Raw genomic sequence first — 24149 nt, 5'->3', positions numbered from 1 at the left:
AATAGAGAAAGTCAAAAAAAACAGAAACAAATGTTCTTGTTGTGAAAGGGGAATGATTGTGACAGATAAGCAGCTTCTTACATATAACGAAGACGCCATTCAAGTGTTAGAAGGGTTAGAGGCGGTTCGTAAACGTCCGGGGATGTATATTGGAAGTACAGATAGTCGCGGTTTGCATCATCTTGTATATGAAATTGTTGATAATGCGGTTGATGAGGCGCTCGCAGGATATGGGAGACGCATTGTTGTAACGATACATAACGATCAAAGTGTAAGCGTGCAAGATGAAGGACGTGGGATGCCTACAGGCATGCATAAGTTAGGAAAGCCGACTCCCGAAGTTATTTTAACGGTATTACATGCTGGAGGAAAATTTGGGCAAGGTGGCTATAAAACGAGCGGTGGGTTACACGGTGTTGGCGCTTCTGTTGTGAATGCTTTGTCTGAGTGGTTAGAAGTGACCATTCATCGTGATGGGTTTATATATTATCAACGGTTTGAACATGGTGGAAAACCTGTGACTACACTTGAGAAAATCGGAGTAACAAAACAAACAGGGACAAAAATTCAATTCAAACCAGACCCAACGATTTTTAGCACAACGACGTTTCATTACGAAACGATTAGTGAACGGTTGAGAGAATCTGCATTTTTATTAAAGGGGTTAAAAATTGAATTATACGATGAACGAACAGGTTTGCGCGATACATTTTATTACGAAAACGGCATTGAGGCGTTTGTGCAATATTTAAATGAGGAAAAAGACGCGCTTCACCCTGTTGTATTTTTTAATGGTGAGCAAAGTGATATTGAAGTCGAGTTTGCTTTCCAATTTCATGACGGATACTCAGAAAACATGCTTTCTTTTGTAAACCATGTCCGTACGAAAGATGGAGGGACGCATGAAATTGGGGCTAAAACAGCGATGACTCGCGTGTTTAATGAATATGCACGAAAAGTAGGTTTATTAAAAGAAAGAGATAAAAACTTAGAAGGGACAGACATCCGTGAAGGATTATCTGCCATCATTTCTGTTCGCATTCCAGAAGCACTTTTGCAATTTGAAGGGCAAACGAAAGGCAAATTAGGAACACCTGAAGCTCGTTCCGCTGTTGAAGTTGTCGTTAGTGAAAAACTGACGTATTTTTTAAATGAAAACCCAGATATTGCAACGCTGTTAATTAAAAAAGCGATTCGCGCGTTTCAAGCGCGTGAGGCTGCACGAAAAGCTCGGGAAGAAGCAAGGTCGGGGAAAAAGCGCAAGGGAAAAGAGCACGTATTAAGCGGAAAGTTAACGCCTGCTCAAACGCGAAATCCCAAAAAAAATGAGTTGTATTTAGTTGAAGGGGATTCAGCTGGTGGATCTGCGAAACAAGGTCGTGATCGTCGCTTTCAAGCTGTATTACCTCTTCGTGGAAAAGTGATTAACACGGAAAAAGCGAAATTAACCGATATTTTTAAAAACGAAGAAATTAATACAATCATTCATACCATTGGTGGCGGTGTCGGGGCTGATTTTTCACTCGATGATATTCATTATGACAAAGTGATCATTATGACTGACGCGGATACAGACGGTGCGCATATTCAAGTATTGTTGTTAACGTTCTTTTATCGCTATATGCGACCGCTTATTGAAGCGGGCAAAGTGTTTATCGCTCTTCCACCGCTGTATAAAGTGAGTAAAAAAGTTGGCAAAAAGGAAGTTGTGGAATATGCATGGACGGATGAACAATTGCAGTCGATTTTGAAAAAGGTCGGGAAAGGATATACAATTCAACGTTACAAAGGACTCGGTGAGATGAATGCCGATCAATTATGGGAGACGACAATGAACCCTGAAACACGGACGCTTATTCGTGTTCGTATTGATGATGCAGCCCGTGCAGAACGTCGTGTAACAACATTAATGGGCGATAAAGTAGAACCGAGAAGGAAATGGATTGAATCAAATGTGCAATTCGGTTTAGAGGACGATATGAATATTTTAGAAAACGATCATGTGATGACAGCTGAGGGGGAATAAGGGAATGGAACGCGTATTAGATTTACCATTTGAAGATGTGCTTGGAGACCGATTCGGCCGATATAGTAAATATATTATCCAAGAGCGCGCCTTGCCGGATGTGCGCGATGGATTAAAGCCGGTGCAACGCCGCATTTTATATGCAATGTACGTAGATGGAAACACATCGGATAAGCCATTTCGTAAATCGGCTAAAACGGTCGGAAATGTCATCGGTAATTTTCACCCGCACGGTGATTCTTCTGTATATGAAGCGATGGTACGCATGAGTCAGGAATGGAAAGTAAGAAATGTACTTATTGAAATGCATGGGAATAATGGGAGTATTGATGGAGATCCACCCGCAGCGATGCGTTATACAGAAGCAAGATTATCTGCCATCGCATCAGAATTGTTGCGCGACATTGAAAAAGAAACGGTAGAGTTTGTACCGAACTTCGATGATACGAGTAAAGAACCAGTTGTATTACCAGCGATGTTTCCGAATCTGCTCGTCAACGGTTCCACAGGCATTTCAGCAGGTTATGCCACAGAAATTCCACCACATCATTTAGGAGAAGTAATTGATGCCGTTATCATGCGTATTAATCATCCGACTTGTACGGTTGATGATTTAATGACGGTACTGAGAGGACCAGATTTTCCAACTGGTGGTATCATTCAAGGAAAAGAAGGCATTAAAACAGCCTACGAAACAGGAAAAGGTAAAATCGTTATTCGTGGGAAAGCCACGATCGAGCAAGGGAAAGGTGGTAAACAAGCGATTGTTATCACAGAAATCCCTTATGAAGTGAATAAAGCGAACTTAGTTAAAAAAATTGATGAATTGCGTCTAGAAAAAAAAATGGATGGAATTGTTGATGTGCGTGATGAAACAGATCGTACAGGATTACGCATTGTTATCGAAGTGAGAAAAGACGGCAACGCGGAAGGTATTTTAAATTATTTATATAAAAATACAGATTTACAAATTACGTACAATTTCAATATGGTCGCTATTCATGAGCGTCGACCGAAATTATTAAATTTACTGCAAATGTTAGACGCATATATTGAGCATCAAAAAGAAGTAGTTGCCAATCGTTCGCGTTATGAATTACGAAAAGCAAAAGAGCGTGCTCATATTGTAGAAGGATTAATGAAAGCTGTATCCATTTTAGATGAAATCATCGCAACGATTCGCGCTTCTCAAGATAAAAAAGATGCTAAAACGAATTTAATGGATCGATATGGGTTTACAGAACCTCAGGCAGAAGCCATTGTCACATTGCAGTTATATCGTTTGACGAATACAGATATTTATGATTTACGTGAAGAAGCAAATGCGCTTCATGATAAAATTGAGCAGCTAACATCGATTTTAGAAAGTGAAAAAAAGCTATTATCTGTCATTAAATCGGAATTAAGAAAAATGAAAAAAACGTATGCCGATGAACGAAGAACGACCATTGAAGAAGAAATAAAAGAAATTAAAATTGAAATGAACGTTGTTGTTCCAGAGGAAGATGTCATTGTCACTATTACAAAAGACGGATATATTAAACGCACGAGCCTTCGATCCTATAGCGCCTCGAACGGACAGGACATCGGAATGAAAGATGGCGATAGGTTGCTCGGAATGTTTGAGATGAATACAACACATACGTTATTGTTATTCACAAATAAAGGAAACTATTTATATTGTCCTGTTTATGAACTTCCAGACATTCGTTGGAAAGATCTTGGTCAACACATTTCTCATATCATTCCGCTTGATCGAGACGAGCAGTTGACTAGTGCCATCCCAATCGCAAGTTTTAACAACGGGTATTTATTATTTATTACAAAACAAGGGTTGGTGAAAAAAACACATCTCGTTCATTATAAAGCGCAACGTTATTCTAAGCCGCTTGTTGCTATGCGATTAAAAGAAGATGATGAAGTTGTGAACGTATATCAAACAAACGGAATGGGACATATATTTCTTGTCACACAATATGGATACGGATTATTGTTTTCAGAAGAAGAAATTGGAGAAGTAGGCGTTCGAGCGGCGGGAGTAAAAGGCATTCATTTAAAAGATGGAGATTATGTTGTTTCTGGTCAACAGGCAACAGACGAAAACATAATTCTTGTAACAAAACGTGGAGCGGTGAAAAAAATCGCTCGGGCAGAGGTCGAACCATCTACTCGTGCGAAACGAGGACAACTTCTCATTAAAGAAGTGAAAACGAATCCACATCGATTAGTAAGTTGTCACTTCCTTTCACATGGTCGCGTTATCTTAAGGACAGAGAAAGGAATGACGGAAGACGTCCGTGTCGATGAGTTACGACTAAGCGATCGATATGGTAATGTTACGTATGTAATTGATTGTGACGAAACAGGTAACGTGACAGATACATGGGTGAAATGGTCATAATTCCCTTGCATTTATTTATGATTTCAATTATATTGAAGAAGGTATAGTTTGTATGTGGGGGATTTATGATGAGGTTTAAACGTCAAGAACCTTTTCGATATCAATTTGGTCAACCGCTTCCTTGTACATTTCGTATTACACATATTGGGGAACGGGAAGTAGAAACGGATAAAGGAGCGGCCGAAATTCACGATATTAGTCCACGCGGTATTCGACTGGAGACAAACTTAAATTTACCCATTGACTCCGCCAAAGGTGAACTCGAAGTGGAGTTGCAATTTACAATCGTTGATCAACCAATCAACGTGCGTGGGATTGTCATTTGGAAGAAAACATATGTAAACAAATTTCAATACGGTCTTTCCCTAGAGATTTCAAAACAAGAGGAAATACAATTAATTGGCGAAATTAAACGACACGCGGCGATGTATGCACGAAAAAAAGAAAGTAAATAAATGTGAAAAAGATGTCCACAAGGGCATCTTTTTTCTTTGAAAATTATTTGAAAGCGGTTAACTAACTTGTATATACAAGTTTACAAGAAATGTTGTAATCGCTTTAACTAAGGAGGAATAAATGATGCGACAATCTGTGGAGCAAATTGTTCAAGCTTTTGATAATCTTATTAAAGAAGCGCATAAGCGCAACAAAAAGATTGTTACGCTTATTTTTCGTTGTTATGTAGTTGCGATCTCCAGTTTCTGTACATTGTAAAACAACTTTCACACGCATATAGGCACTCTCCTTATAAAGAAAATAGGAATCATTGCGTTTTGTGTCATAATATAAAAACGCCTCTTTGTCAACACTCGCAGCCGGAATGATTCCGACTACGATTGAAGATGTTCCTTCATAAATTGTGGAAGACGGAAACATTGGCTTAAAATATCAGCGTTTGCATATTTCGTTTGCTTTGTGAAAGTGTGGAGCCGTTCAAATAAAATCGGCTGTTTTGCACCAAGAGTGAAGCTCCATAGCCCACCAGGATACGTTGGAACAGTAGCTGTATATACGTGAACATGCGGGAATAAATGACGAATATTTGCATATGTTTGTTTCAATACGTCCATATGGAAAATCGGCGATTGGCTTTGACAAACCATCATTCCATCTTCTTTAAGCGCTTTATGCACACTTTCATAAAAATCGTATTCAAATAATACTTGGGCAGGACCAATAGGATCAGACGAGTCAATGATAATGACATCGTACGTATTCATATGATCTTTCACAAATTGAACCCCATCTTTATATACGTACTGAACACGTGGATCGGAGAGATTTCCCGATACTTCAGGTAAATGTTCTTTACATGCTTGAACAACAAGTTCATCGATTTCGACGAGATGGATTTCTTCTACCTCTTCATATTTCGCCACTTCACGAGCTGCACCACAATCGCCCCCACCGATAATTAAAACTTTTTTTGGCGACGGATGAAGAGAAAGAGGAACATGTGTGATCATCTCATTGTAAATATGTCCATCAATAGAAGTTGTTTGTACAATTCCATCAAGCACAAGCATTCTTCCAAAGTCGTATGAGTCTAAAATCATCACATGTTGAAATGGTGAACGTTCTGAGTAAATAATCTCTTTAATACGATAACTAATTTTTAAATTTTCACGCTCATCTTCTGTTAACCATAGCTGTCCATTTTGCTCTTTTATGTAGTTCATAGCTTCCTCCTCTAACAATGTATTTTGCGCCTTCTTTATATTAATACATTTGTGCATGAGTTTGCAAAGGATGAGAACATCAGATAAAAAAATTGCAATAGTCATTTTATTCGTAAACGTTTACAAAAATAAAGTGTTGACAGTTCTCTTAACATTTACACAAATGCATTGAAAAATAGAACGAAGAGGAGTAGGATAAATGTGAAAAACATCACAAAAAAGAAAGAGAAGTGAGAAAACAATGGAAGCTTTACAAACATGTAAAGAGCTTGCATTAAAGAAGCGCTCCATTTTGCAAACAACGCCTCTTCAATATATGATTCGTGCTGCGTTGGCAGGTGTATACATTGGTTTTGCTCTCGTTCTTTGCGTACGTATCGGACAATACTTTTATGAGGCGCATTCACCTGTAACGTATTTAGTGAGCGGTATTTTCTTCGGAATTGCCCTTGTGTTGATTATGTATGGCGGTGCAGAACTATTTACAGGGAATACGATGTACTTTACTGTAAGTACGCTTCAAAAAGAAACGACGATTGGTGACACGCTTCGTAACTGGGTGGCGTGTTATAGCGGCAACTTGCTTGGTGCGATTTTCTTCGCCTTTTTGATTGCACAGTCAGGTATTTTTCATGACATTCCGATGGATCATTTACTTTTTGCAATTGCCTTGAAAAAAATGCACGCAACAACGATACAATTGTTTGTCAAAGGGATTTTATGTAACTGGCTTGTTTGTTTAGCTATTTTTATTCCAATGCAAATGAAGGAAGATATGGCAAAAATGTTTGCGATGATTTTAATCGTTTTCGTCTTTTTTGCTTCCGGATATGAACACTCTATTGCAAACTTTGTTATTTTTTCACTTGCTTTAGCTGTCGAGCATCCAGATACAATTCATGTAGCAGGGATTATCCATAACATCGTCCCTGTAACGCTTGGGAATATCATTGGTGGCTCATTATTTATGGGGGCGTTATACACATATCTTTCATCTAATAAACAATCTACGCCTGTGTGGAAAGGGGCGTTTGGAGTAAGAAAAATATTGAATAAGTAAAAAATAGTCGGGATATGTTCTCGACTATTTTTTTATTTGTTATAATAAAAGTTATTATTTTATTTCATTTTTCTGTCTATGGGGGGAGTTATGATGTATTTTCAACAAAAACATGTGCAAAAGTTTATGAACAAATATAAAGAGCGAGCACGCTTGCTTATTTCATGCCCAGATCAACCAGGCATTGTGGCCGCTGTCACTACTTTTTTGTACGAAAAGGGAGCTAATATTGTGGAATCCAGTCAATATTCGACAGATCCTGAGGGCGGTACGTTTTTTTTACGAATCGAGTTCGATGCTCCGAATATATTAGAAAGAAAAAAGACGATAGAGAAGGAATTTGCAACGATTGCACAACAGTTTGAGATGAATTGGCGATTGAGCTTACATACACATGTGAAAAAAGTAGCGATATTTGTTTCAAAAGAAGAGCATTGTTTATTAGAGTTACTATGGGAGTGGCAAGCGGGTGAATTACTTGCAGATTTTGCTCTAGTTATTAGCAATCATGAGCAAATGAGAGAAACGGTAGAGTCTTTTGGAATCCCATACTATTATATACCGGTAACAAAAGAAACAAAAGAGGAAGCGGAAGAAAAACAAATCCAACTATTAAAGGAACACGATGTGGATGTCATTGTGCTTGCACGTTATATGCAAATTTTATCACCGCATTTTGTTGCAACTTTCCCAGCACAAATCATTAATATTCATCATTCGTTTTTACCGGCATTTGTTGGCGCACGACCATATGAGCAAGCTTATCGACGCGGAGTGAAACTGATCGGTGCTACTTCTCATTATGTAACAGATGATTTAGATGAAGGCCCAATTATTGAACAAGATGTCGAGCGGGTGGATCATAAGCATCATGTAGAGGACTTAAAGCGAATCGGGCGTATGATCGAAAAAACGGTTCTTGTCCGCGCCCTAAAATGGCATTTAGAAGACCGTGTCATTATTCATGAAAATAAAACAATTGTTTTTAAATGAAGGAGGGGGAACCTTCTCATAGCCATCAAGTTAAGCATTTGGGCCTTTGTACACCGTTAAAAACATGGTATCCTTTCTAGCGAATACTCTTCGTTAGAAAGGATTTTTTCTATGGAAAATCAAATGCAAGCATGGATGAAAACCATCCGCCAACTTTTCTCGCCTGAGACATTGACTCATCTTGCTCAAGAAACAGGATTTATCCAACGAAAACGAGCATTAACGGCAGAAGCATTTTTGACTCTTTGTGCATGGGGAGATGGCTCACTGGCACAACAATCACTCCAACGGTTATGTACGTCTCTCACGCTCCGCCATGACTGTTCCCTGTCCAGCGAAGGATTGAATCAGCGCTTTACCGAGCGAGCCGTGGCGTTTTTGCGAGAAGTGTTTTTCCTTCTCCTCCAACGACAACGCCCATTGCTTTGGTCCACCATCCAAACCTACCGGACGTGTTTTACTCGCTTGCGGATTTTGGATTCGACCAGTTTTTTGGTTCCTGCCGACTACGGGGAGGACTACCGAGGTTCCGTCTCATCAGGAGCGAAAATTCAGTTTGAATATGACTTGTTGTCTGGTGCCTGTCTTCAACTATGCGTTCAATCGGCCAATGACTCGGACGCCCGTTTTGCCTATCATGCCCAGCACACGATTTTGCCGAATGACCTATGTATTCGGGATTTGGGCTTTTTCTCCGTTGCCGCACTAACCGAGATCGACGCCCGAGGAGCGTATTATATTACTCGGCTCCGTTCCGATATGAAAGTGTATATCAAAGAGAATAGCCAGTGGAAGGAATGGGATTGGGAATCTCTTGGGAATCAATTAAAGGAAGGGGAATCAGTAGAAATGGAACATGTATACATCGGGCATGAGCGTTTGTATATCCCACGCTTGATTTTTCGACGTTTGACGGAAGAAGAATGGCAAAAACGGATGGCGTATGTGCGAAAAAGGGAAAAAAGAAAAGGGAAGGCGCTGACACGCCAAACCCTCGAACAAAAGAAATACCACATCTTACTGACTAATTTACCACAAGAGTCGTTTGATGGGCAACAGGTTTATGGGCTTTATTCTTTGCGGTGGCAAATTGAACTGCTGTTTAAAGCGTGGAAGTCCGTTTTTGATTTGGAGAAAGTGAAGAAGATGAAGAAAGAACGGTTCGAATGCCATGTATATGGGACGTTGATTGCCATTTTGGTGACTCAAACCTTTCTGTTTCAAGCTCGAACGTATTGGCAACAAACAGAAGGGATTCAAATCAGCGAACGGAAAGCACTAGATGTTCTCCAATCCTATTGGCAACAACTGCTTTTGCGCCTATCCAAGGAAGAAATCAGCCTTTCTTCTCCCCTCCTTCTATTGAGAAAACATGGAAGAAAGGATCGAAGGAAAGGAAAAGAAACGGCATCGGATCTCTTGGTTAAATTGGGTATTTATTGATTAGATTCATAAAAACGCCAAATAACCCTCTCCAAGAGGGTTATTTGGCATGCCTAAAACATGTGGTATTCTTTTTCTTCAGCTAATGATCACAAACATTGCGTATGGACACAACGACCCTTAACACTAAACTTGACGGGTATGGGGAACCTTCTTCTTTTTTTTTTTTTTTTTACAAAAAATTGATATCATAAAACTATGTTCTAAATAGAAACTGAATAAAAATAAAAATGTTCAATTATAATGGAAATGGAGAAGGGATTTTCTTTTAAGTGAAGAAAGTGTCATATGAAAGGAGGAGAAAAAATGAGTGAAAAAAGAAAACCGAGCGGATTTTTATTAAAGCAACGCGCATTTTTAAAGTTATATTTAATTACTTTAACTGAACAGGAACGATTGTATGGGTTGAAATTGTTAGATGTGCTTCGTGAAGAGTTTCAACCATTTGGATATCGCCCGAATCATTCAGAAGTATACAAAGCGCTACATGATTTGATTGAAGATGGCATTTTAGAACAAGTAAAAAAGAAAAAAGAAGGGATGAAATACCAAGAAGTTGTTTATTATCGTTTTACTGAGGAAGGATATAAGAAAGCCCAGTTGTATAAGCGACAATTAAAAACAGAACTTGATCGTTGTGAAGCGCTTATCCGTAAAGCGATCAAAGATAATTTTAGTTGACAAAAGAATTATATTTCATTTAATATACTGATAAGGGTATAAGAAAAGGGGTTTGATGAATATGACATATGATAATCAAGTGAAGAACCGTTTAAAACGAATTGAAGGACAAGTTCGCGGCGTACTAAAAATGATGGATGAGCAGAAAGACTGCAAAGAAGTCGTTGCTCAATTGTCAGCTATTCGTAGTGCTGTTGATCGTGCCATTGCGGTTGTTGTAAGTGCTAATTTAGAGCGTTGCATTCGTAAGGATATAGAAACAGGATCATTAGAAAGTGAAAAACTTATTCAAGAAGCGGTAGAGCTACTCGTCAAAAGTCGATAATGCCGAGTGGCTCCCTTTCTCATTCATTTGTTAACATAATATAATTATGTTAAACTATTCTTTTGTTTGTACAAATCCATTTGTTTTTTGTACAATACGTACGTATAAAAATATAGAAAGGAATGACATCATGATTTATACACAGTCATTTACACTACCAGAAACGATTGAAGCGATCATTAAAGAAAGAAGAGAGATGTTTAAAAATAACATAGACGAACAGACTGGATATACGGCATATACACCCGCTCATGAGTCTATTTTATACGATGCAATTATTGCTTTGGCCCTAGGGAAAAATGTGTTGTTAAAGGGGCCGACAGGATCCGGAAAAACAAAATTAGCTGAAACGTTATCGCTTTTCTTTGGACAGCCAATGCACAGCATTAATTGTTCAATTGATTTAGATGCTGAGGCGATGCTTGGTTTCAAGACGATTCAACAAACAAATGGGCAAGCAACAATTGAATTTATCCCCGGGCCTGTGATTCAAGCAATGACAAAAGGGCATCTGCTATATATTGATGAAATTAATATGGCTAAGCCGGAGACGTTACCGATTTTAAACGGGGTACTCGATTATCGAAAAATGATTACAAATCCATTTACTGCGGAAGTTGTTAAAGCGAAGCCGACATTTGGCGTCATTGCAGCGATTAACGAAGGATACGTTGGAACAGTACCATTGAATGAAGCATTGAAAAACCGTTTTGTTGTCATTGATGTGCCGTACGTCCAAGGTGAAGCATTAAAACGTATTTTACAACAACAAACGAAGCTAACAAATGAAGTGTTATTAGATCGTTTTGTTACACTATCTGCAGATTTAATTGTTCAAGTGAAGCAAGGATATGTATCAGAAGAAGCTGCTTCCATTCGGGCGTTGATCGATGCTTGTGATTTAGCGGTGTATATTCCACCTCGACGCGCCATTGAACGGGCGATCGTCGAGAAATTAGAAGACGAGCGGGAAAAAGCTGCGGTGCGCAATTTAGCCGAAACGTTGTTTGATGAATGAGGGTGGTTACATGAACCGTTTTATTATGTTTAATGATAAAAAAGTTGATTCTTTTTTGTTTATGGAGCTATCTGATTTAGTGAAAACATTAACAAAAGATGAGGAAATGGAGCTCGAGTTCGGTTATCAGTCGTATCTTGATCGGCAACATAAAAAAGTCGTTGTCAGTTACTTTTGGGATAACCGTCCAAAAGAACAGTACGTATATGGATTAAAAAGCGATGTGTTTTTGCGCACGATCGGAAATTTTTATCATACAAATGACGAAGATATCCTTTTTTTTCTTAACCAAATAAAATCATATTGTATCCCAAACTTTGCTAAACAATTGTTTGTGTTGCTTGAAGACATGCGGTTAGAAGATATATGTCGGCATGTACGTCCTGGTACAAAAAAAGCGTTCGTTATTCGGAAACATGTATATCGCCATTACTTTGAAACTCAATGGAATGTGAATATGATAAAAAGCGTTTATACAGATGCATTGTTTAATTATTTATATTTACTATTAACAGCGGAACAACCCGTAAACGATATTTTTCTTCCTGAACGTTTACGTTTAGCTCTTCCATTTGTTGAGCGCGAAATAAGAAATGTATATGATGCAAAATCAACCGCTCATATTTCACATATTGTACTTACAGTTATAGATGTGTTAGATGAATTGTTAGATACTGATATGCTAAACACGTATTTTCATCTCCCGGAGTATATTTACGTTAATCAGCAACAAGATAGGGAAGATATCCGACGAAAAGATCCATTGAAAAATCATGACGTACTTGATAAGAAATCGGAAAATGAAGATATTTTTCAAGAGACGATGCATACATGGCATCGTGAAACAAGCGATATGACGAATAGTTTTTTACAGTTTGATCTCGAGCAAGGTTCACAGACTGACTTGCTCGGGGAAGGGGTTCGTCAAGGGGAAGCGGGAGATCAAGCTCTTGGGATAGTGCATGGTTCATCACAAAAAACAACACATAATGATTATACGCATTTAGAACAACAAGAGCAGCGCCACGAACTTTCTGGACGTTCCGAGTATGAATACGGAAAAGAAAATCGTTATGCTAAGCCGATATTTGTGGATGCTTTGCCACCGACAACTGAGCAAACTAAACAGTATGAACGTAACCAGGGAGTAATTGCGCCATATCAAAAAAAATTGACACAATCCATTGAAAAAGTGCTTGAACATAAAAAAATGCACCCACGTACAGATTTACATGCAGGTCGTTTAAATAAAAAGCTATTACGCTTTTTTACAGAAGAACATCCGCGTTTATTCTATAAAAAACACGAAACATCCCCGTTATTAGATGCTGTTTTTGTTTTGCTTGTCGATTGTTCTGCATCGATGTATGACAAGATGGAAGAAACAAAAAAAGGAATTATTTTATTTCACGAATCTCTTAAAGCGCTTCGCGTTCCGCATAAAATTGTTGGTTTTTGGGAGGATACGAACGACGCTACATCGTCTTATCAACCTAATTATTTTCAAACTGTTATTGATTTTGATGATTCTCTAAGAAAAGATCATGGGGCAAGAATTATGCAATTGGAGCCACAAGAAGATAATCGTGATGGTTTGGCTATTCGATTAATGACAGAAGAATTGCAAAAAAGAAACGAAAAACAAAAATTTTTACTCGTCTTTTCGGATGGGGAACCAGCTGCTTTCGGCTATGATCAAAATGGGATTGTAGATACACACGAGGCAGTTACCGAAGCGAGAAAATTAGGAATTGAAGTAGTAAATGTGTTTTTGGCGAATGGAATAATTAGCGAAAGTCAACAAAAAACGATTGAAAATATATATGGACATTATAGTGTACTCGTTCCAAACGTAGAGCAATTACCAATATTTTTAGCCCCATTGCTAAAGAAATTACTGCTGCATAAATTGTAAAACACCCAGAATGGTGGGTGTTTTTATGTTAATCATCAAAAAAATTTTTTTAAAAAGCTTGATGACTATATGATAAAACGGAAACGCGGAGAAAATCCAGTATTCTATGCTGATGATATCGAGGGGTTAAAAGGTGTTGAATGCTGGCCAATTCGTGAAGAAGAACAAATGAAAAAAGTTGCTGGAAAATGAGTATAAAAGTTTACAATGTTGTAACAGTTTCAATCTTTTTTGTAATACAGGTTTGCATTATAATAATAAACGAAATGATTATAATGAATATATAAATAAATTGAGAGAGGAGGATGTTTATGAAACAGTACATCTTCACTTTTAGTACACATCACCAACAACCAGTTGTATGGGAAGAAGCCATTATTGCAGATGGCATGATGGATGCGTGTGTAAAAGCGAAAAAATTGTGTCGCCAGTATGAACAAGAAAAACAAATTCCGATCCGTATTCAATACAAAGGCGTTCGCTATTATAATGAAGATATCGCATAAGTGACATAAGAAAGGACGGATTATATAGTGTTTGTTTCATCACAAGCCCGTAGCTAGTTACTAATGTATTGTATTTATGAGCAGCTGCGGGCTTATAATTTCTTCTTCCGTCTCAAAAATAAAAGTTTACTTATTATATGAGATACAATTTGTTCAACTTCCTATAATTTATGTTATGTAAACTAAAAACGCATAAAAAAAGAAAGGTGCATTTTATACTGCCCTTTCACGGTTAAGATTCGTTTGTCGCTACGCGTCGGAATATTTGTCGTATAATCCGCTATTTTTATGTTGTTCATCCTATGCTCAAAATCATCTGGGCATTCTGATGATATTTTTTCAGATCGAATTAAATCGCACTATATCCTTTGGTAATTGCCTTTTCCGTGTCTTACATAAACTTTGCAACAGTGGATTTCACCTTGCTTTCTTCATTTTATCCCGATCTTAATCTTATGAGCTATTAACGGATCGATGAGCACGACTCCCCTTCTAAATTAACGTCCCAATCGTAGCGGAAACGATAACGATGACTAAAGGTTGTTGGCAATCTTATCTCATTTTATTGCAATCCTTTTTTCGTTTGAAGTGTCAAGTGTGCAAAACTCCCCCCTTTCCGCTATACTGAACAAGTAGTCTTGTGGCTAGGAGGAAAACGAATGAAATCACCAGTTCTTGCTGAAAAGCCGAGTGTGGCGCGGGAAATTGCTCGCGTACTTGGGTGTCGGGAACAACATAAACATTATTTTGAGGGGCCGAAATATGTCGTCACATGGGCGCTCGGGCATTTAATTGAATTGAAAATGCCGGAACATTATAATCCCGCTTATAAAACGTGGCGGCTAGAAGATTTGCCGATTATTCCGGAAAAAACGGGACTGAACGTCATTCGCCAAACGAGTCATCAGTTTCGGGCGATCGAAACATTAGCAAAACGTCCGGATATGAAAAACTGCATCATCGCCACCGATGCCGGACGGGAAGGCGAACTTGTTGCACGATGGATTTTGCAAAAAATCCGTTGGAAAAAGCCGCTCCTTCGCCTTTGGATCTCGTCCCAAACCGATCAAGCCATTCGGGATGGATTCCAACATTTAAAACCAGGAAAACAGTTTGAGCGTTTATACGAATCGGCTGTTTGTCGCGCAGAAGCTGATTGGCTTATTGGGTTAAACGTGACGAGAGCGTTAACGACTAAATACAATGAACCTCTTTCTGCAGGTCGTGTTCAAACACCGACGCTTGCGATGATCATCGAGCGGGAAAAAGAAATTCAGTCGTTTCAACCGGTGCCATATTGGACGATTCATGCCAACGTCGGGTCTGTTCCTGCTGTTTGGGAGCGTAACGGGGAAAAACGAATTTTTTCGAAAGAACTAGCGGAACAGCTATATGAAAAGCTAAAAAACAAGCAAGCGACGGTTATTTCTGTTGCGCGAAAAATAAAAAAAGAAGCACAGCCTCTCCCTTACGATTTGACCGAATTACAACGAGACGCAAATAAACGATTTAGCTTTTCAGCGAAGAAAACGTTAAGCGTGTTGCAGCGGCTATATGAACAACACAAACTCGTCACCTACCCGCGCACCGATTCGCGCTATTTAACAACTGATATGGAAAACACGATGTTTGAGCGGCTAGAGGCAATGAAATCTGGATATGTAGACGAAGTTATCCCGTTGTTAAAGAATAAGGGAAAAGTGATGGCTCGACGAGTTTTTGATAACGAAAAAGTAACAGATCATCATGCGATTATTCCGACAGAAGAACGGCTTGACATCAGCAAGCTCTCTGCTGATGAACGAAAACTATATGACTTGATCGCTCATCGCTTTTTGGCTCTTTTTTTATCCAGCTTGCGAATACGAAACGATTCATGTTGTTTTTTCTATTGATGGAGAATCGTTTGTCGCGCGGGAAACAAGAATCGTGAATGCTGGATTCCGCCGCATCTTAGAAAAGCAAGAGGAGCAGCCGACCTTCCCTACGTTTACGAAAGGGCAACGGGTTTCTGTTATGTTAGAGAAAAGGGAATCGCTAACAGCCCCCCCCCCTCTTCGTTATTCTGAAGCAGATCTTCTGTCACAAATGGAAAAGTACGGACTAGGTACGCCAGCGACACGTGCGGAAATTATTGAACGCCTCGTTGAAACAGAAACGGTCGAGCGGAAAAATGGGCGGTTTTATCCAACATCGAAAGGAAAACAGTTAATTGAACTTGTAAATGAGGAATTAAAATCACCACAGTTAACGGCAAGGTGGGAAAAACAACTAGAAGCCATTGCTCGCGGAAATGGGAATCCGAAAGCTTTCCTTCGAAACATCCGCAAACAAACAGATCGTCTAGTCGCAGAAATAAAACAGAGCGAGCGAACGTACCGCCCCCATAATTTAACTGGCTCGATGTGTCCAGAATGTGGCTCGTTTTTAAAAGAACGAGTGACAAAAGAAGGTCGCATGCTCGTATGTTCGAATATGACATGCCGATTCCGAAAACGAAAAGATCCAAAACTTTCGCATCGTCGCTGCCCACAATGCAAAAAACGGATGGAAATTCATGAAGGAAAAGCAGGTATCTACTTTCAATGCCGCCCTTGCAATGTTATTGAAAAAGCAGAAGAACAGAAAAAAACAAAACTTGGGCAAAAAGAACGGGCACTACTGAGAAAATATAGTGCCGAGAATGATTCGTTTAGTACAAGCTTAGGAGATTTGTTAAAACAAGCGTTAGATAAGAAAAAAAACTAGAGCCGCTTCTGCATGGAAGTGGCTCATCCTGCGCAACAAGATAATTTTTCGACATCTTGGTCGAACGTTAACGCCGCTAGTTTTAATCCTTCTGCCATCGTTAAGTACGGCGCGAGCGTTTCGCGAAGGTCGTCTATCGTTAAGCCGAGTTTGACCGCGAGTGTCGCTGCATAAATGACTTCTCCCGCATGTTCTGCTACAATGTGGACTCCTAGCAATTTCCCTGTTTTTGCATCTGCCACTAGTTTAAAGACACCGATCGTTTCGTGATTGACAATTGCTCTCGGGACAGCTTCTAACGGCAAAACAGATGTTTTTACTTCGTATCCTTTTTCTTTTGCTTGCTGTTCCGTTAGTCCAACCGTTGCGACCGCCGGAGAACTAAATGTAACCGCTGGGATGGTGTCAAGCTGAGCTTTTTTATTTTGGGCACCAACGGCGTTTGCTGCGGCAATCGTTCCTTCGTATGCGGCGACATAAACAAATTGTGGGCCGAGTGTGACATCTCCCGCTGCGTAAATGCGCGGATTTGTCGTTTGTAAATAGTCATTAACAATAATTTCGCCACGCGAACCCGTTTTCACCCCAGCCGCTTCTAAACGTAACGCTGCAGTATTCGGTGTTCTCCCAGTGGCAATCAGCAATTCGTCCGCTTCGATCACCTGTTTTTTTCCATCGATTTCTATATATATTTTTTTGACGTTTCCGTCTTGTTCGACGCGTTCAAAGGACGCTCCTGTGAGGAGGTGGATGCCTTGAGTCGTGAGCGCTTTTGTCATCGCCTCTGAAACTTCTGGCTCATATGTTTTTAATAGTCGTTGGCTCCGTTGCATCAATGTGACTTCAGAACGGGGTCCTACCAACAAAAAGCGCAAAACATACGCTAAGCAAATTTCGACATAAAAAAAGCCGATTGTTCCTACGCTAAGGAATCATCGGCTTTATTACAGACTGAGGCAATATAATCTTTTTCAATAAGAGATCCTACCGACAAAACACAAATATTATACATTAAGGAATTTATTGAGACGAAAAATAGAGTAAAAAGTCACTTTTTGAATACTTGATAACGAGAAGGCATTAAAATTAATTAATCTTATTTGAATAACCTATGCCTTTTAATTCATTAGAACGCCTTAAGGCGTTCTTGTTGCATTCATGGCAACGATCTGTTGTAGAATTCGTGTAGGGAGACTCGATTTTAAGAATAATACGTTGTTCACATGTCCTTAATGTAAAAACCTTATCAAATCAAGGTTTTTTTAGTCCTAAGTATAGATAAATGCCGTTTGTCGGCAGGACCCTAGTTTTTTCCTAAAAAATCTGAACGTTTTTATAAAACAAAAAAGGACAACTCTAATCGGTCATCCTTCTCTGATATATATTTTGTTAAACACTTTTAGAATTCGACTGAAACAAAGATAGAACTGCAAATAGTGGGAAAATTAGATACAAAGACTTTAATTCAAAATTTTTTAATACCCAAATATCAACGCAACCTATTAAAATTAAACCTACAATATTAAATAAAACAAATGATATTAATTTATTATCAATTTTCTTAGTTATATAAATATTAATAGGTACTACAAAAGCAATAGTAAATAAATAGATTGTTAAAAAGATCATTGTAAACATCATTAGATTTTCAAACATCGTAAAGTGAAGTAACTCCGATTTCAAAGTTCCCTCAATGAATTGAACGCTTAACGTAGTAACTAAAGCTACTATTATCGGCAATAAAAGTATCATTACTTTATAACTTTTTTTCATTTAAGCTACCTCGATTAGTTTTTATAAACCAGTCTAGACTGGTTTATATATACATGCACTTTAAAGTAATGACTTCTGTATGAACACCCTTTTCCATGGCTATACTGCTCCTAAATACTCATGTGTAAAAGGAGCGGAAATGACATGAAACGTCTTAAAATTACAAATGATCACGGTTGGACGCCTCGAACACTTCGGAAACAAGAACGGAAAATCAAAGATGCTTCGCTTCGCGTTCGGGTGACCGCTGTTCGTCTCGTCATGGAAGGTCATCTTGGCAAAGATGTGGCCAAAATGGTCAATCTGTGCCGTCAATCGGTTGCCCTCTACGTTGCACGTTTTAATGAAGGAGGGCTCGATCATCTACTCGATCGTCGGTTGCCGCCTGGTCGCGTGCCATTTCTGACGGAAGAACAACAACAAGAAATTAGACAACTCGTGTTAACTACTACACCTGCGGATGCTGGCTGGGGCATTGCTTCATCATGGAACACGCGTATTTTACAATCCTACATCCAACATACCTATGGCGTTTCGATGTCACGTGAAGGCATTCGTAAGTTATTGCATCGTCTTCGTTTGTCATGGACACGTCCGACGTATAAGCTTGTGAAAGGGAATCCAGAACATCAAGCTGCTTTTCAAAAGGAACTCGAATTTATAAAAAAAACTAATCACCGAGAACGTCACTATGTTTTATGTGGACAAAACGCATGTTCGTGCGTATCAAGCGCTTCGTACGACATGGGCAGAAGTAGGAAATCAAAAACAAGTGCCAAGCTATGGTCACCACGCCCACGTTTCTATTTTTGGCGCCGTCGATGTTCAACAAGGCGATGTAGTGTTTCATCGTGCATCATCCGCCAATGCCGAAACCTTCCTCTACTTTCTGCGCCGATTGAAAGAGAAATATGCCGATCGATTCCTCGTGCTTGTGTTAGACAATTCGCGTATTCATCATGCCAAGATGGTACAAGCCTTTCTTGATGGCGAGGAAGGCGATGCTTTTCATTTCATCTTTTTGCCACCGTATTCCCCACAGTTGAACCCGATTGAACGGCTGTGGAAGTGGTTGAAAGATGAAGTGATTGCCAACGTTTTTCACAAGGATCAAAACGATATTGCCCAATCCATTACTCGTTTTGAACAGTACGTTCTACAACACCCGGATGAGGTGTTGCGTCGCATCGGGTGTACTGCGTAAATCAGAGGTTAAAATGTCAATTTGGATGTATATAGGAGGTGCTCTCTATGCACAAGTATACCACACTCCCAAATTTGATGCAAAAAATTGTTTCTGATGGTTTGAGTCAAGACTTTGTGGGAGATTTTTTTCTCGACCGATTTTTTTGGTTATATATGGTTTTATAAAATCGTTATATGTAAGCGCTTTTACTTACTCTCATCCTGTAGGTATGTGCGTTTTCTCTCGTTTTAAAAACCTTTCAATGCTTGCAATGCCTCGTAAATCGGTGTCCCTGAAGATTGGCGAAGGTATGGGATGTTATCTCGTACCACTTCTGTCATTTGCGTTTGCACGCGCTTCAGTGCCTTTTTCACGATCGTTTCTCGTTTCGTTTCTTCTCGTTCTTCCACGCCATACATCACTCCATCGCGTGTCCGAATGAGTAACGTATCTTTTATCGCGACGATCGCTCGCAACATCGCTTCAATCCCTGCATCCCTCCAACTTCGACCGTTTTTACTTCGTTTCGCAAACACATGCATCGTTCCTTCCGCACTCCCCATCGCCCTCATGTTTGTCGTGTCAATCCCTTTTTCCTTCAACCATACGCGATAGTCACGCAAACATCCTGGCATCTCCTCGATTCGACGAACAAGCGCCTCGAGTTGCTTTTCCTTCTCCTCATGTTCTAACGTACCGATGGCACTTGTGAGTTCTCGTAACACACCTTCTTCATCCCATGATGCTAACTTCTTTCGAATCACCCGATATCTCGCATGACCTCGGAACAATTGACGAATCTCTCTTGCCACATGGAACCGATCAAGCTGAAAGTACCCCCTGTCCCCGAAATATTCTCGACACGCTGTAATCCATGGGGCTCCATCTCCATTGATGACCACCCAATCCTCAAACGGATCATAGCTGTATTCCTTCATCAGAAAATTCTCTACAGCTTCCCAAATCGGTTCATTCGTTTGATGAACCATATACCGTCGATTCACTAAGGATACGCGTTTCCCGTTTTTCTCCCATCCTTGGTGAATCGTGATGATCTTTTCTTCTTTTCCTTTGATGCGGCTTCGTTGACGTTTCACGTACAACCCGTCTGCTTCGATAAAAAACACGCGCCCTTTTTTCTCCATCGCACGGTGCCCTTCCACCTCTGCCTCGATGATGGACTGGCGAATCGTTTCGTGACTCATACATGCATACCCCACCAGCTTTTCAAGCGACTGCGCAGCCTGTCGATACGAAGAACCCGTCACGGCGAGATGAATCGCTGTCTCCTCTAATAGCGGACTCACTCCATGCGCCCCATCGAACTGGAGAAAGACATCGAGTAAAGACGTATACACCTTTTTTTCACGGTCAAAGTAGTAGTTTCGCTTCACTTCCACCTCTCCAAATAGCGTTTGGAGTCGGATCGTCCGCTTATCTTTGAGCGCATATCGTTTCTTGTCCCGCTGTTCTGCCAATGTGCGGTCGATCTCCTCCAACACCTGTTGAAGGAGATGACCATATTGTTTTTGCATATGTCTAAATAAAGACTGTTCGATCTCTTTTAATGTCAAGCCGTTTGTGATATAATCCTGCATGGGCTCCACTCCTTTCTTTGGTTGTATTTTTTTCGCACTTACTACCTTACCAGGAGGAGAGCCCGTTTTTCATCTATTTTGCTTACATATCTGACAGGTTCCTTATTATACCAAATCAGGAACCTGTCTTTTTTTCTCCCACAAACATTTTACTCATACTTTCTGATGAAGATCTCCAGTCGATTACCGAAGCCGTTGGCTACCATGACACTTCGCGGACGTTTACGGTGCGCACGTTGGTTGATTTTTTTCTGCTGGCGGCACTTCACGAATGGAAAAGTTTCCGTCATGGTGCCGATGTGGCGAAAATGTACGGATTGCCGACGTTTCATTACTCGACGGTTTCTAAGAAAGCGAAAGAAGTTCCGTACGAGGTGATGAAGCGCTTATTTGCTTTGGTTGTTTCTAAGTGCAATCGCCAAACCCGCCGTTCGCTTCGCTTTCCAAAAGCATTGCGTATAGTAGACTCCACGACCGTCACCGTGGGGAAAAACCGCCTGACATGGGCACCCTATCATGGGGAACGATCCGGAGTGAAAATGCACGTCGCGTATTCCCCTGAGCAACAAATGCCGAGCGACATCGTAGAAACCGTAGGGTTGCGCCACGATGGACCGGTGGGAGAGCGGCTCACAGACGTACAAACGGTTCTTGTCGAAGATCGAGCGTACTTTAAAATTGAACGCCTCGATCGGTTTGTCGAACAGAAGCAACCGTTTGTGATTCGGATGAAAGACAATGTCGAGATCCATCAAAAAAAGAGCCTAAAGCGCCTTTCTTCCTCCTCTTCTTCTATTGTGGCGGATTTTACTTGCCAGTTAGGAACGAAACAATGTCGTTCCAAAAAGCGCCATCGCGTCGTGATCTTTCAGGATGCGAACGGGCATGAAATCCGTGTGGTCACGAACGTCTTAGAGGCATCGGCGGAAAAGATTGCCGAGATGTATCAAGAACGTTGGACAGTGGAAGTGTTTTTCCGATGGATCAAGCAATATCTAAACGTTCCGACCTTATTTGGCAACAACGAGCATGCGGTATACAACCAACTTTTTGCGGCATTTATCGCTTATGTGTTACTGAGATGGCTATATCATCGAACGGAAAAACGGACAACCTCGTCCCTTACCTTTCTTTCGTTTGTCCGTCGTTTTTTCTCTGGGCAACTTCCTCTCGAATGGAAATCCGAGATGGCAGCTGTCTTATTTGAGTATGCCCGAATATATGGGAGTAGTATGCCTAATTTTGGATAATCAACAGCCGTGTTTCTATAATTTTATTTTTTTCTTCCATTCTCACTAGTGTTGTATTAATTTAATTTTAATCATTAGCATTGCATAAATATAGTTAGAATTTTCTGTTAATTATTTTTTGTGAATTTGTGCCAAAAAGACAAAACCTAAAGAAAGGCGGCACTGTCCATTTGGTAAATATATACAGTTAAATCAGAGCGACAACGACAAAAGGGAGATTATGGACTGGCTCGCCCATCAAATTTTCGCAACCAAACATAAGCTGGTTTCCACAGAGCTCTCTTTAACCAACGAGTAATTCGAAGTAGGGATTTCTTACTTTTCATCTCCAATTGAATGAGAACATGTAAGCAATACGTGATAAGGGCTAAGAAAATTTGATTTTGAATAGCTGTTTCACTCATTCCATAAAAGTGCTTAATTTCTACGTGTTGCTTAAGCCATTTGAAAAAGAGTTCAATAGCCCAGCGAGATCGGTAAATACCACTTATCTCTTCTGCTTTTAAATCAAATCGGTTGGTAATTAAACGAAGTAAGTTCCCTTTTGTGTCCATAACTTCTAGTAGACGATAGACATTTTCAGTACGATTTTGTGTGGTACCAATATAGACCATTTTATCGGATAGAACGTGACAATCATCAGGAAGTGAAAATGTATAGACTTCACGAATGACTGCGTTTTTCTTCAGTCTTGAAACGAAGAAATAGCCATCATCTGTCATCCGGTCAAAACGTTCATAGTCCACATAACCGCGGTCAAACACATACATGGCTTCTTTATCATCCACTAGGACTTCGAGTTGATTTCGGTCATGTTCTTTTGCTGTCGTAATCACTGCTTTTTCAGGATAGACGGTGTCTTTATCCATGAAAACGAGCCGTAAGTGTAGCTTTACACCAGCTTTTGTTTTACGGAATTTTGCCCATTTATAATTGGTCAAATTCAACGGGAGTGTACTCGAATCAATGATTTTCAGTGGCATATTCTTTCCGTTTTTATAATGGTACCGTTGAATTTTCCAAACAAGATCCAAGAACAAATTTGCAAGAATTAGTGGGTTGATCTGATTGTTTTTTCGGGATAGCTGAGAGGCACTTATCGATTCAAATCCGAGTGCTTTTTGAAGATCTTCGTCTACAAGTGCATCACTCATTTCCTCTAAGCTCTTAAATTCGAGCAGTTGGGCTACCAATAAAAATTTAATATAGGCTTCTGTTGTCAGCTTTTTTGTGTAATAGTCCTGTTTCAATTCTTTGACTTGTTCGCTAAGTTTTTGAATATTTATGGGTGAAACCCATTTACCAAATGATGAAATTAGTGTATTCTTGTCCATAACAGTTATCCTTTACGATTGGATTTGGACAGGAACCACCTGTACTTCCATTGTAAAGGATTTTTTTGTTTCGAAATCAATAAAAAATTGAACATTCTTAGTATTTTAAATCATCAGATTTAATTACTGCAATGCTAGTGATAAACCCTGTAAATAAATCTATGTTCAGATATTACCTACCGATTAAGTTATGTTACGATAAAAACAGAATAA

19 protein-coding genes and 3 pseudogenes are annotated in these 24149 nt (G+C 39.7%); 16 read left to right on the top strand and 6 right to left on the bottom strand.

Translation table 11 applies throughout. The features are described from left to right. Positions 1-52 precede the first annotated feature (52 nt). From parE to NSS60_RS07835, 3 genes are all read left to right on the top strand, one after another. Positions 53-2026 (top strand): DNA topoisomerase IV subunit B, encoded by a 1974-nt coding sequence (gene parE, locus NSS60_RS07845; RefSeq protein ID WP_340720773.1) that lies wholly within the window; start codon positions 53-55, stop codon positions 2024-2026. A 4-nt stretch (positions 2027-2030) separates the two neighbouring features. Next, positions 2031-4427, top strand: a complete 2397-nt coding sequence (gene parC / locus NSS60_RS07840; protein WP_340720772.1) for a DNA topoisomerase IV subunit A — start codon at positions 2031-2033, stop codon at positions 4425-4427. Between the two features lie 68 nt (positions 4428-4495). Next, positions 4496-4882 (top strand): PilZ domain-containing protein, encoded by a 387-nt coding sequence (locus tag NSS60_RS07835; RefSeq protein ID WP_035018652.1) that lies wholly within the window; start codon positions 4496-4498, stop codon positions 4880-4882. A gap of 103 nt (positions 4883-4985) precedes the next feature. Here the strand turns inward: NSS60_RS07835 and rpmG are convergent, their stop codons facing one another. Next, positions 4986-5159 carry a 50S ribosomal protein L33 gene (rpmG, locus tag NSS60_RS07830; RefSeq protein WP_080601141.1) on the bottom strand — a complete coding sequence of 58 codons (174 nt, stop codon included), beginning with the start codon at positions 5157-5159 and terminating at the stop codon, positions 4986-4988. A 98-nt stretch (positions 5160-5257) separates the two neighbouring features. After that, positions 5258-6106, bottom strand: coding sequence for a polyamine aminopropyltransferase (speE, locus tag NSS60_RS07825; RefSeq protein ID WP_035018651.1), 849 nt, complete (start codon positions 6104-6106; stop codon positions 5258-5260). A gap of 241 nt (positions 6107-6347) precedes the next feature. On the opposite strand from speE, the gene NSS60_RS07820 reads away from it, so the two are divergent. From NSS60_RS07820 to NSS60_RS07775, 10 genes and pseudogenes are all read left to right on the top strand, one after another. Further along, positions 6348-7166, top strand: a complete 819-nt coding sequence (locus tag NSS60_RS07820) for a formate/nitrite transporter family protein (RefSeq protein WP_004890446.1) — start codon at positions 6348-6350, stop codon at positions 7164-7166. 90 nt (positions 7167-7256) lie between these two features. After that, on the top strand, positions 7257-8159 hold the full coding sequence (gene purU / locus NSS60_RS07815; protein ID WP_004890443.1) for a formyltetrahydrofolate deformylase: 903 nt from the start codon (positions 7257-7259) through the stop codon (positions 8157-8159). A gap of 111 nt (positions 8160-8270) precedes the next feature. Continuing rightward, positions 8271-9602: an IS4 family transposase gene (locus tag NSS60_RS07810; RefSeq protein ID WP_340720650.1), complete on the top strand. Its 1332-nt coding sequence runs from the start codon at positions 8271-8273 to the stop codon at positions 9600-9602. Between the two features lie 306 nt (positions 9603-9908). Further along, positions 9909-10283: a helix-turn-helix transcriptional regulator gene (locus NSS60_RS07805; protein ID WP_003397201.1), complete on the top strand. Its 375-nt coding sequence runs from the start codon at positions 9909-9911 to the stop codon at positions 10281-10283. A 61-nt stretch (positions 10284-10344) separates the two neighbouring features. Further along, the gene (locus tag NSS60_RS07800) at positions 10345-10608 is read left to right on the top strand and encodes a metal-sensitive transcriptional regulator (RefSeq protein WP_003397198.1); all 264 of its coding nucleotides are present in this window, start codon (positions 10345-10347) and stop codon (positions 10606-10608) included. Between the two features lie 196 nt (positions 10609-10804). Then, entirely contained in the window at positions 10805-11626 is an 822-nt protein-coding gene (locus tag NSS60_RS07795) for an AAA family ATPase (protein ID WP_230456253.1), read from the top strand. A 10-nt stretch (positions 11627-11636) separates the two neighbouring features. Beyond that, the gene (locus NSS60_RS07790; protein WP_004890435.1) at positions 11637-13541 is read left to right on the top strand and encodes a vWA domain-containing protein; all 1905 of its coding nucleotides are present in this window, start codon (positions 11637-11639) and stop codon (positions 13539-13541) included. Positions 13542-13610: 69 nt separating this feature from the next. Next, positions 13611-13733, top strand: a complete 123-nt coding sequence (locus NSS60_RS07785; RefSeq protein ID WP_268915712.1) for a hypothetical protein — start codon at positions 13611-13613, stop codon at positions 13731-13733. A gap of 119 nt (positions 13734-13852) precedes the next feature. After that, complete coding sequence (locus tag NSS60_RS07780; protein WP_006318467.1) at positions 13853-14047, top strand: hypothetical protein; 195 nt, start codon at positions 13853-13855, stop codon at positions 14045-14047. A gap of 659 nt (positions 14048-14706) precedes the next feature. Then, positions 14707-16795: pseudogene (locus NSS60_RS07775) on the top strand (DNA topoisomerase III). A 23-nt stretch (positions 16796-16818) separates the two neighbouring features. Here the strand turns inward: NSS60_RS07775 and NSS60_RS07770 are convergent. Together NSS60_RS07770 and NSS60_RS07765 are read right to left on the bottom strand one after the other, a co-directional pair. Next, positions 16819-17643, bottom strand: a pseudogene (locus NSS60_RS07770) (FAD-dependent oxidoreductase); the annotation flags it as partial. A 541-nt stretch (positions 17644-18184) separates the two neighbouring features. Then, positions 18185-18568, bottom strand: a complete 384-nt coding sequence (locus NSS60_RS07765) for a hypothetical protein (protein WP_032101750.1) — start codon at positions 18566-18568, stop codon at positions 18185-18187. A 120-nt stretch (positions 18569-18688) separates the two neighbouring features. On the opposite strand from NSS60_RS07765, the pseudogene NSS60_RS07760 reads away from it, so the two are divergent. Both NSS60_RS07760 and NSS60_RS07755 read left to right on the top strand, forming a co-directional pair. Continuing rightward, positions 18689-19159 (top strand): annotated as a pseudogene (locus NSS60_RS07760) (helix-turn-helix domain-containing protein); the annotation flags it as partial. A gap of 109 nt (positions 19160-19268) precedes the next feature. Beyond that, entirely contained in the window at positions 19269-19772 is a 504-nt protein-coding gene (locus NSS60_RS07755) for an IS630 family transposase (protein ID WP_445290610.1), read from the top strand. Positions 19773-20002: 230 nt separating this feature from the next. On the opposite strand, the gene NSS60_RS07750 is transcribed toward NSS60_RS07755, so the two are convergent. After that, on the bottom strand, positions 20003-21352 hold the full coding sequence (locus NSS60_RS07750; RefSeq protein ID WP_088223306.1) for an ISLre2 family transposase: 1350 nt from the start codon (positions 21350-21352) through the stop codon (positions 20003-20005). A 146-nt stretch (positions 21353-21498) separates the two neighbouring features. Between NSS60_RS07750 and NSS60_RS07745 the strand changes: the two genes are divergently transcribed. Continuing rightward, on the top strand, positions 21499-22602 hold the full coding sequence (locus NSS60_RS07745) for an IS4 family transposase (protein ID WP_088223726.1): 1104 nt from the start codon (positions 21499-21501) through the stop codon (positions 22600-22602). 218 nt (positions 22603-22820) lie between these two features. Here the strand turns inward: NSS60_RS07745 and NSS60_RS07740 are convergent, their stop codons facing one another. After that, the gene (locus NSS60_RS07740; protein WP_032101754.1) at positions 22821-23936 is read right to left on the bottom strand and encodes an IS4 family transposase; all 1116 of its coding nucleotides are present in this window, start codon (positions 23934-23936) and stop codon (positions 22821-22823) included. Between the last annotated feature and the right edge of the window lie 213 nt (positions 23937-24149).

It is taken from the genome of Anoxybacillus sp. FSL W8-0382, from assembly GCF_038003845.1.
GTDB lineage: Bacteria > Bacillota > Bacilli > Bacillales > Anoxybacillaceae > Anoxybacillus > Anoxybacillus flavithermus_G.
The sequence above is the reverse complement of the archived record's forward strand: the minus strand, read 5'-3'. Positions and strand labels throughout refer to the sequence as shown.

What these genes read in the sequence shown, in the direction of transcription:
- parE (WP_340720773.1), top strand. Translation starts at nt 53, where the DNA reads ATGATTGTGACAGATAAGCAGCTTCTTACATATAACGAAGACGCCATT.
- parC (WP_340720772.1), top strand. Translation starts at nt 2,031, where the DNA reads ATGGAACGCGTATTAGATTTACCATTTGAAGATGTGCTTGGAGACCGA.
- NSS60_RS07835 (WP_035018652.1), top strand. Translation starts at nt 4,496, where the DNA reads ATGAGGTTTAAACGTCAAGAACCTTTTCGATATCAATTTGGTCAACCG.
- rpmG (WP_080601141.1), bottom strand. Translation starts at nt 5,159, where the DNA reads ATGCGTGTGAAAGTTGTTTTACAATGTACAGAAACTGGAGATCGCAAC.
- speE (WP_035018651.1), bottom strand. Translation starts at nt 6,106, where the DNA reads ATGAACTACATAAAAGAGCAAAATGGACAGCTATGGTTAACAGAAGAT.
- NSS60_RS07820 (WP_004890446.1), top strand. Translation starts at nt 6,348, where the DNA reads ATGGAAGCTTTACAAACATGTAAAGAGCTTGCATTAAAGAAGCGCTCC.
- purU (WP_004890443.1), top strand. Translation starts at nt 7,257, where the DNA reads ATGATGTATTTTCAACAAAAACATGTGCAAAAGTTTATGAACAAATAT.
- NSS60_RS07810 (WP_340720650.1), top strand. Translation starts at nt 8,271, where the DNA reads ATGGAAAATCAAATGCAAGCATGGATGAAAACCATCCGCCAACTTTTC.
- NSS60_RS07805 (WP_003397201.1), top strand. Translation starts at nt 9,909, where the DNA reads ATGAGTGAAAAAAGAAAACCGAGCGGATTTTTATTAAAGCAACGCGCA.
- NSS60_RS07800 (WP_003397198.1), top strand. Translation starts at nt 10,345, where the DNA reads ATGACATATGATAATCAAGTGAAGAACCGTTTAAAACGAATTGAAGGA.
- NSS60_RS07795 (WP_230456253.1), top strand. Translation starts at nt 10,805, where the DNA reads ATGTTTAAAAATAACATAGACGAACAGACTGGATATACGGCATATACA.
- NSS60_RS07790 (WP_004890435.1), top strand. Translation starts at nt 11,637, where the DNA reads ATGAACCGTTTTATTATGTTTAATGATAAAAAAGTTGATTCTTTTTTG.
- NSS60_RS07785 (WP_268915712.1), top strand. Translation starts at nt 13,611, where the DNA reads ATGATAAAACGGAAACGCGGAGAAAATCCAGTATTCTATGCTGATGAT.
- NSS60_RS07780 (WP_006318467.1), top strand. Translation starts at nt 13,853, where the DNA reads ATGAAACAGTACATCTTCACTTTTAGTACACATCACCAACAACCAGTT.
- NSS60_RS07765 (WP_032101750.1), bottom strand. Translation starts at nt 18,568, where the DNA reads ATGAAAAAAAGTTATAAAGTAATGATACTTTTATTGCCGATAATAGTA.
- NSS60_RS07750 (WP_088223306.1), bottom strand. Translation starts at nt 21,352, where the DNA reads ATGCAGGATTATATCACAAACGGCTTGACATTAAAAGAGATCGAACAG.
- NSS60_RS07740 (WP_032101754.1), bottom strand. Translation starts at nt 23,936, where the DNA reads ATGGACAAGAATACACTAATTTCATCATTTGGTAAATGGGTTTCACCC.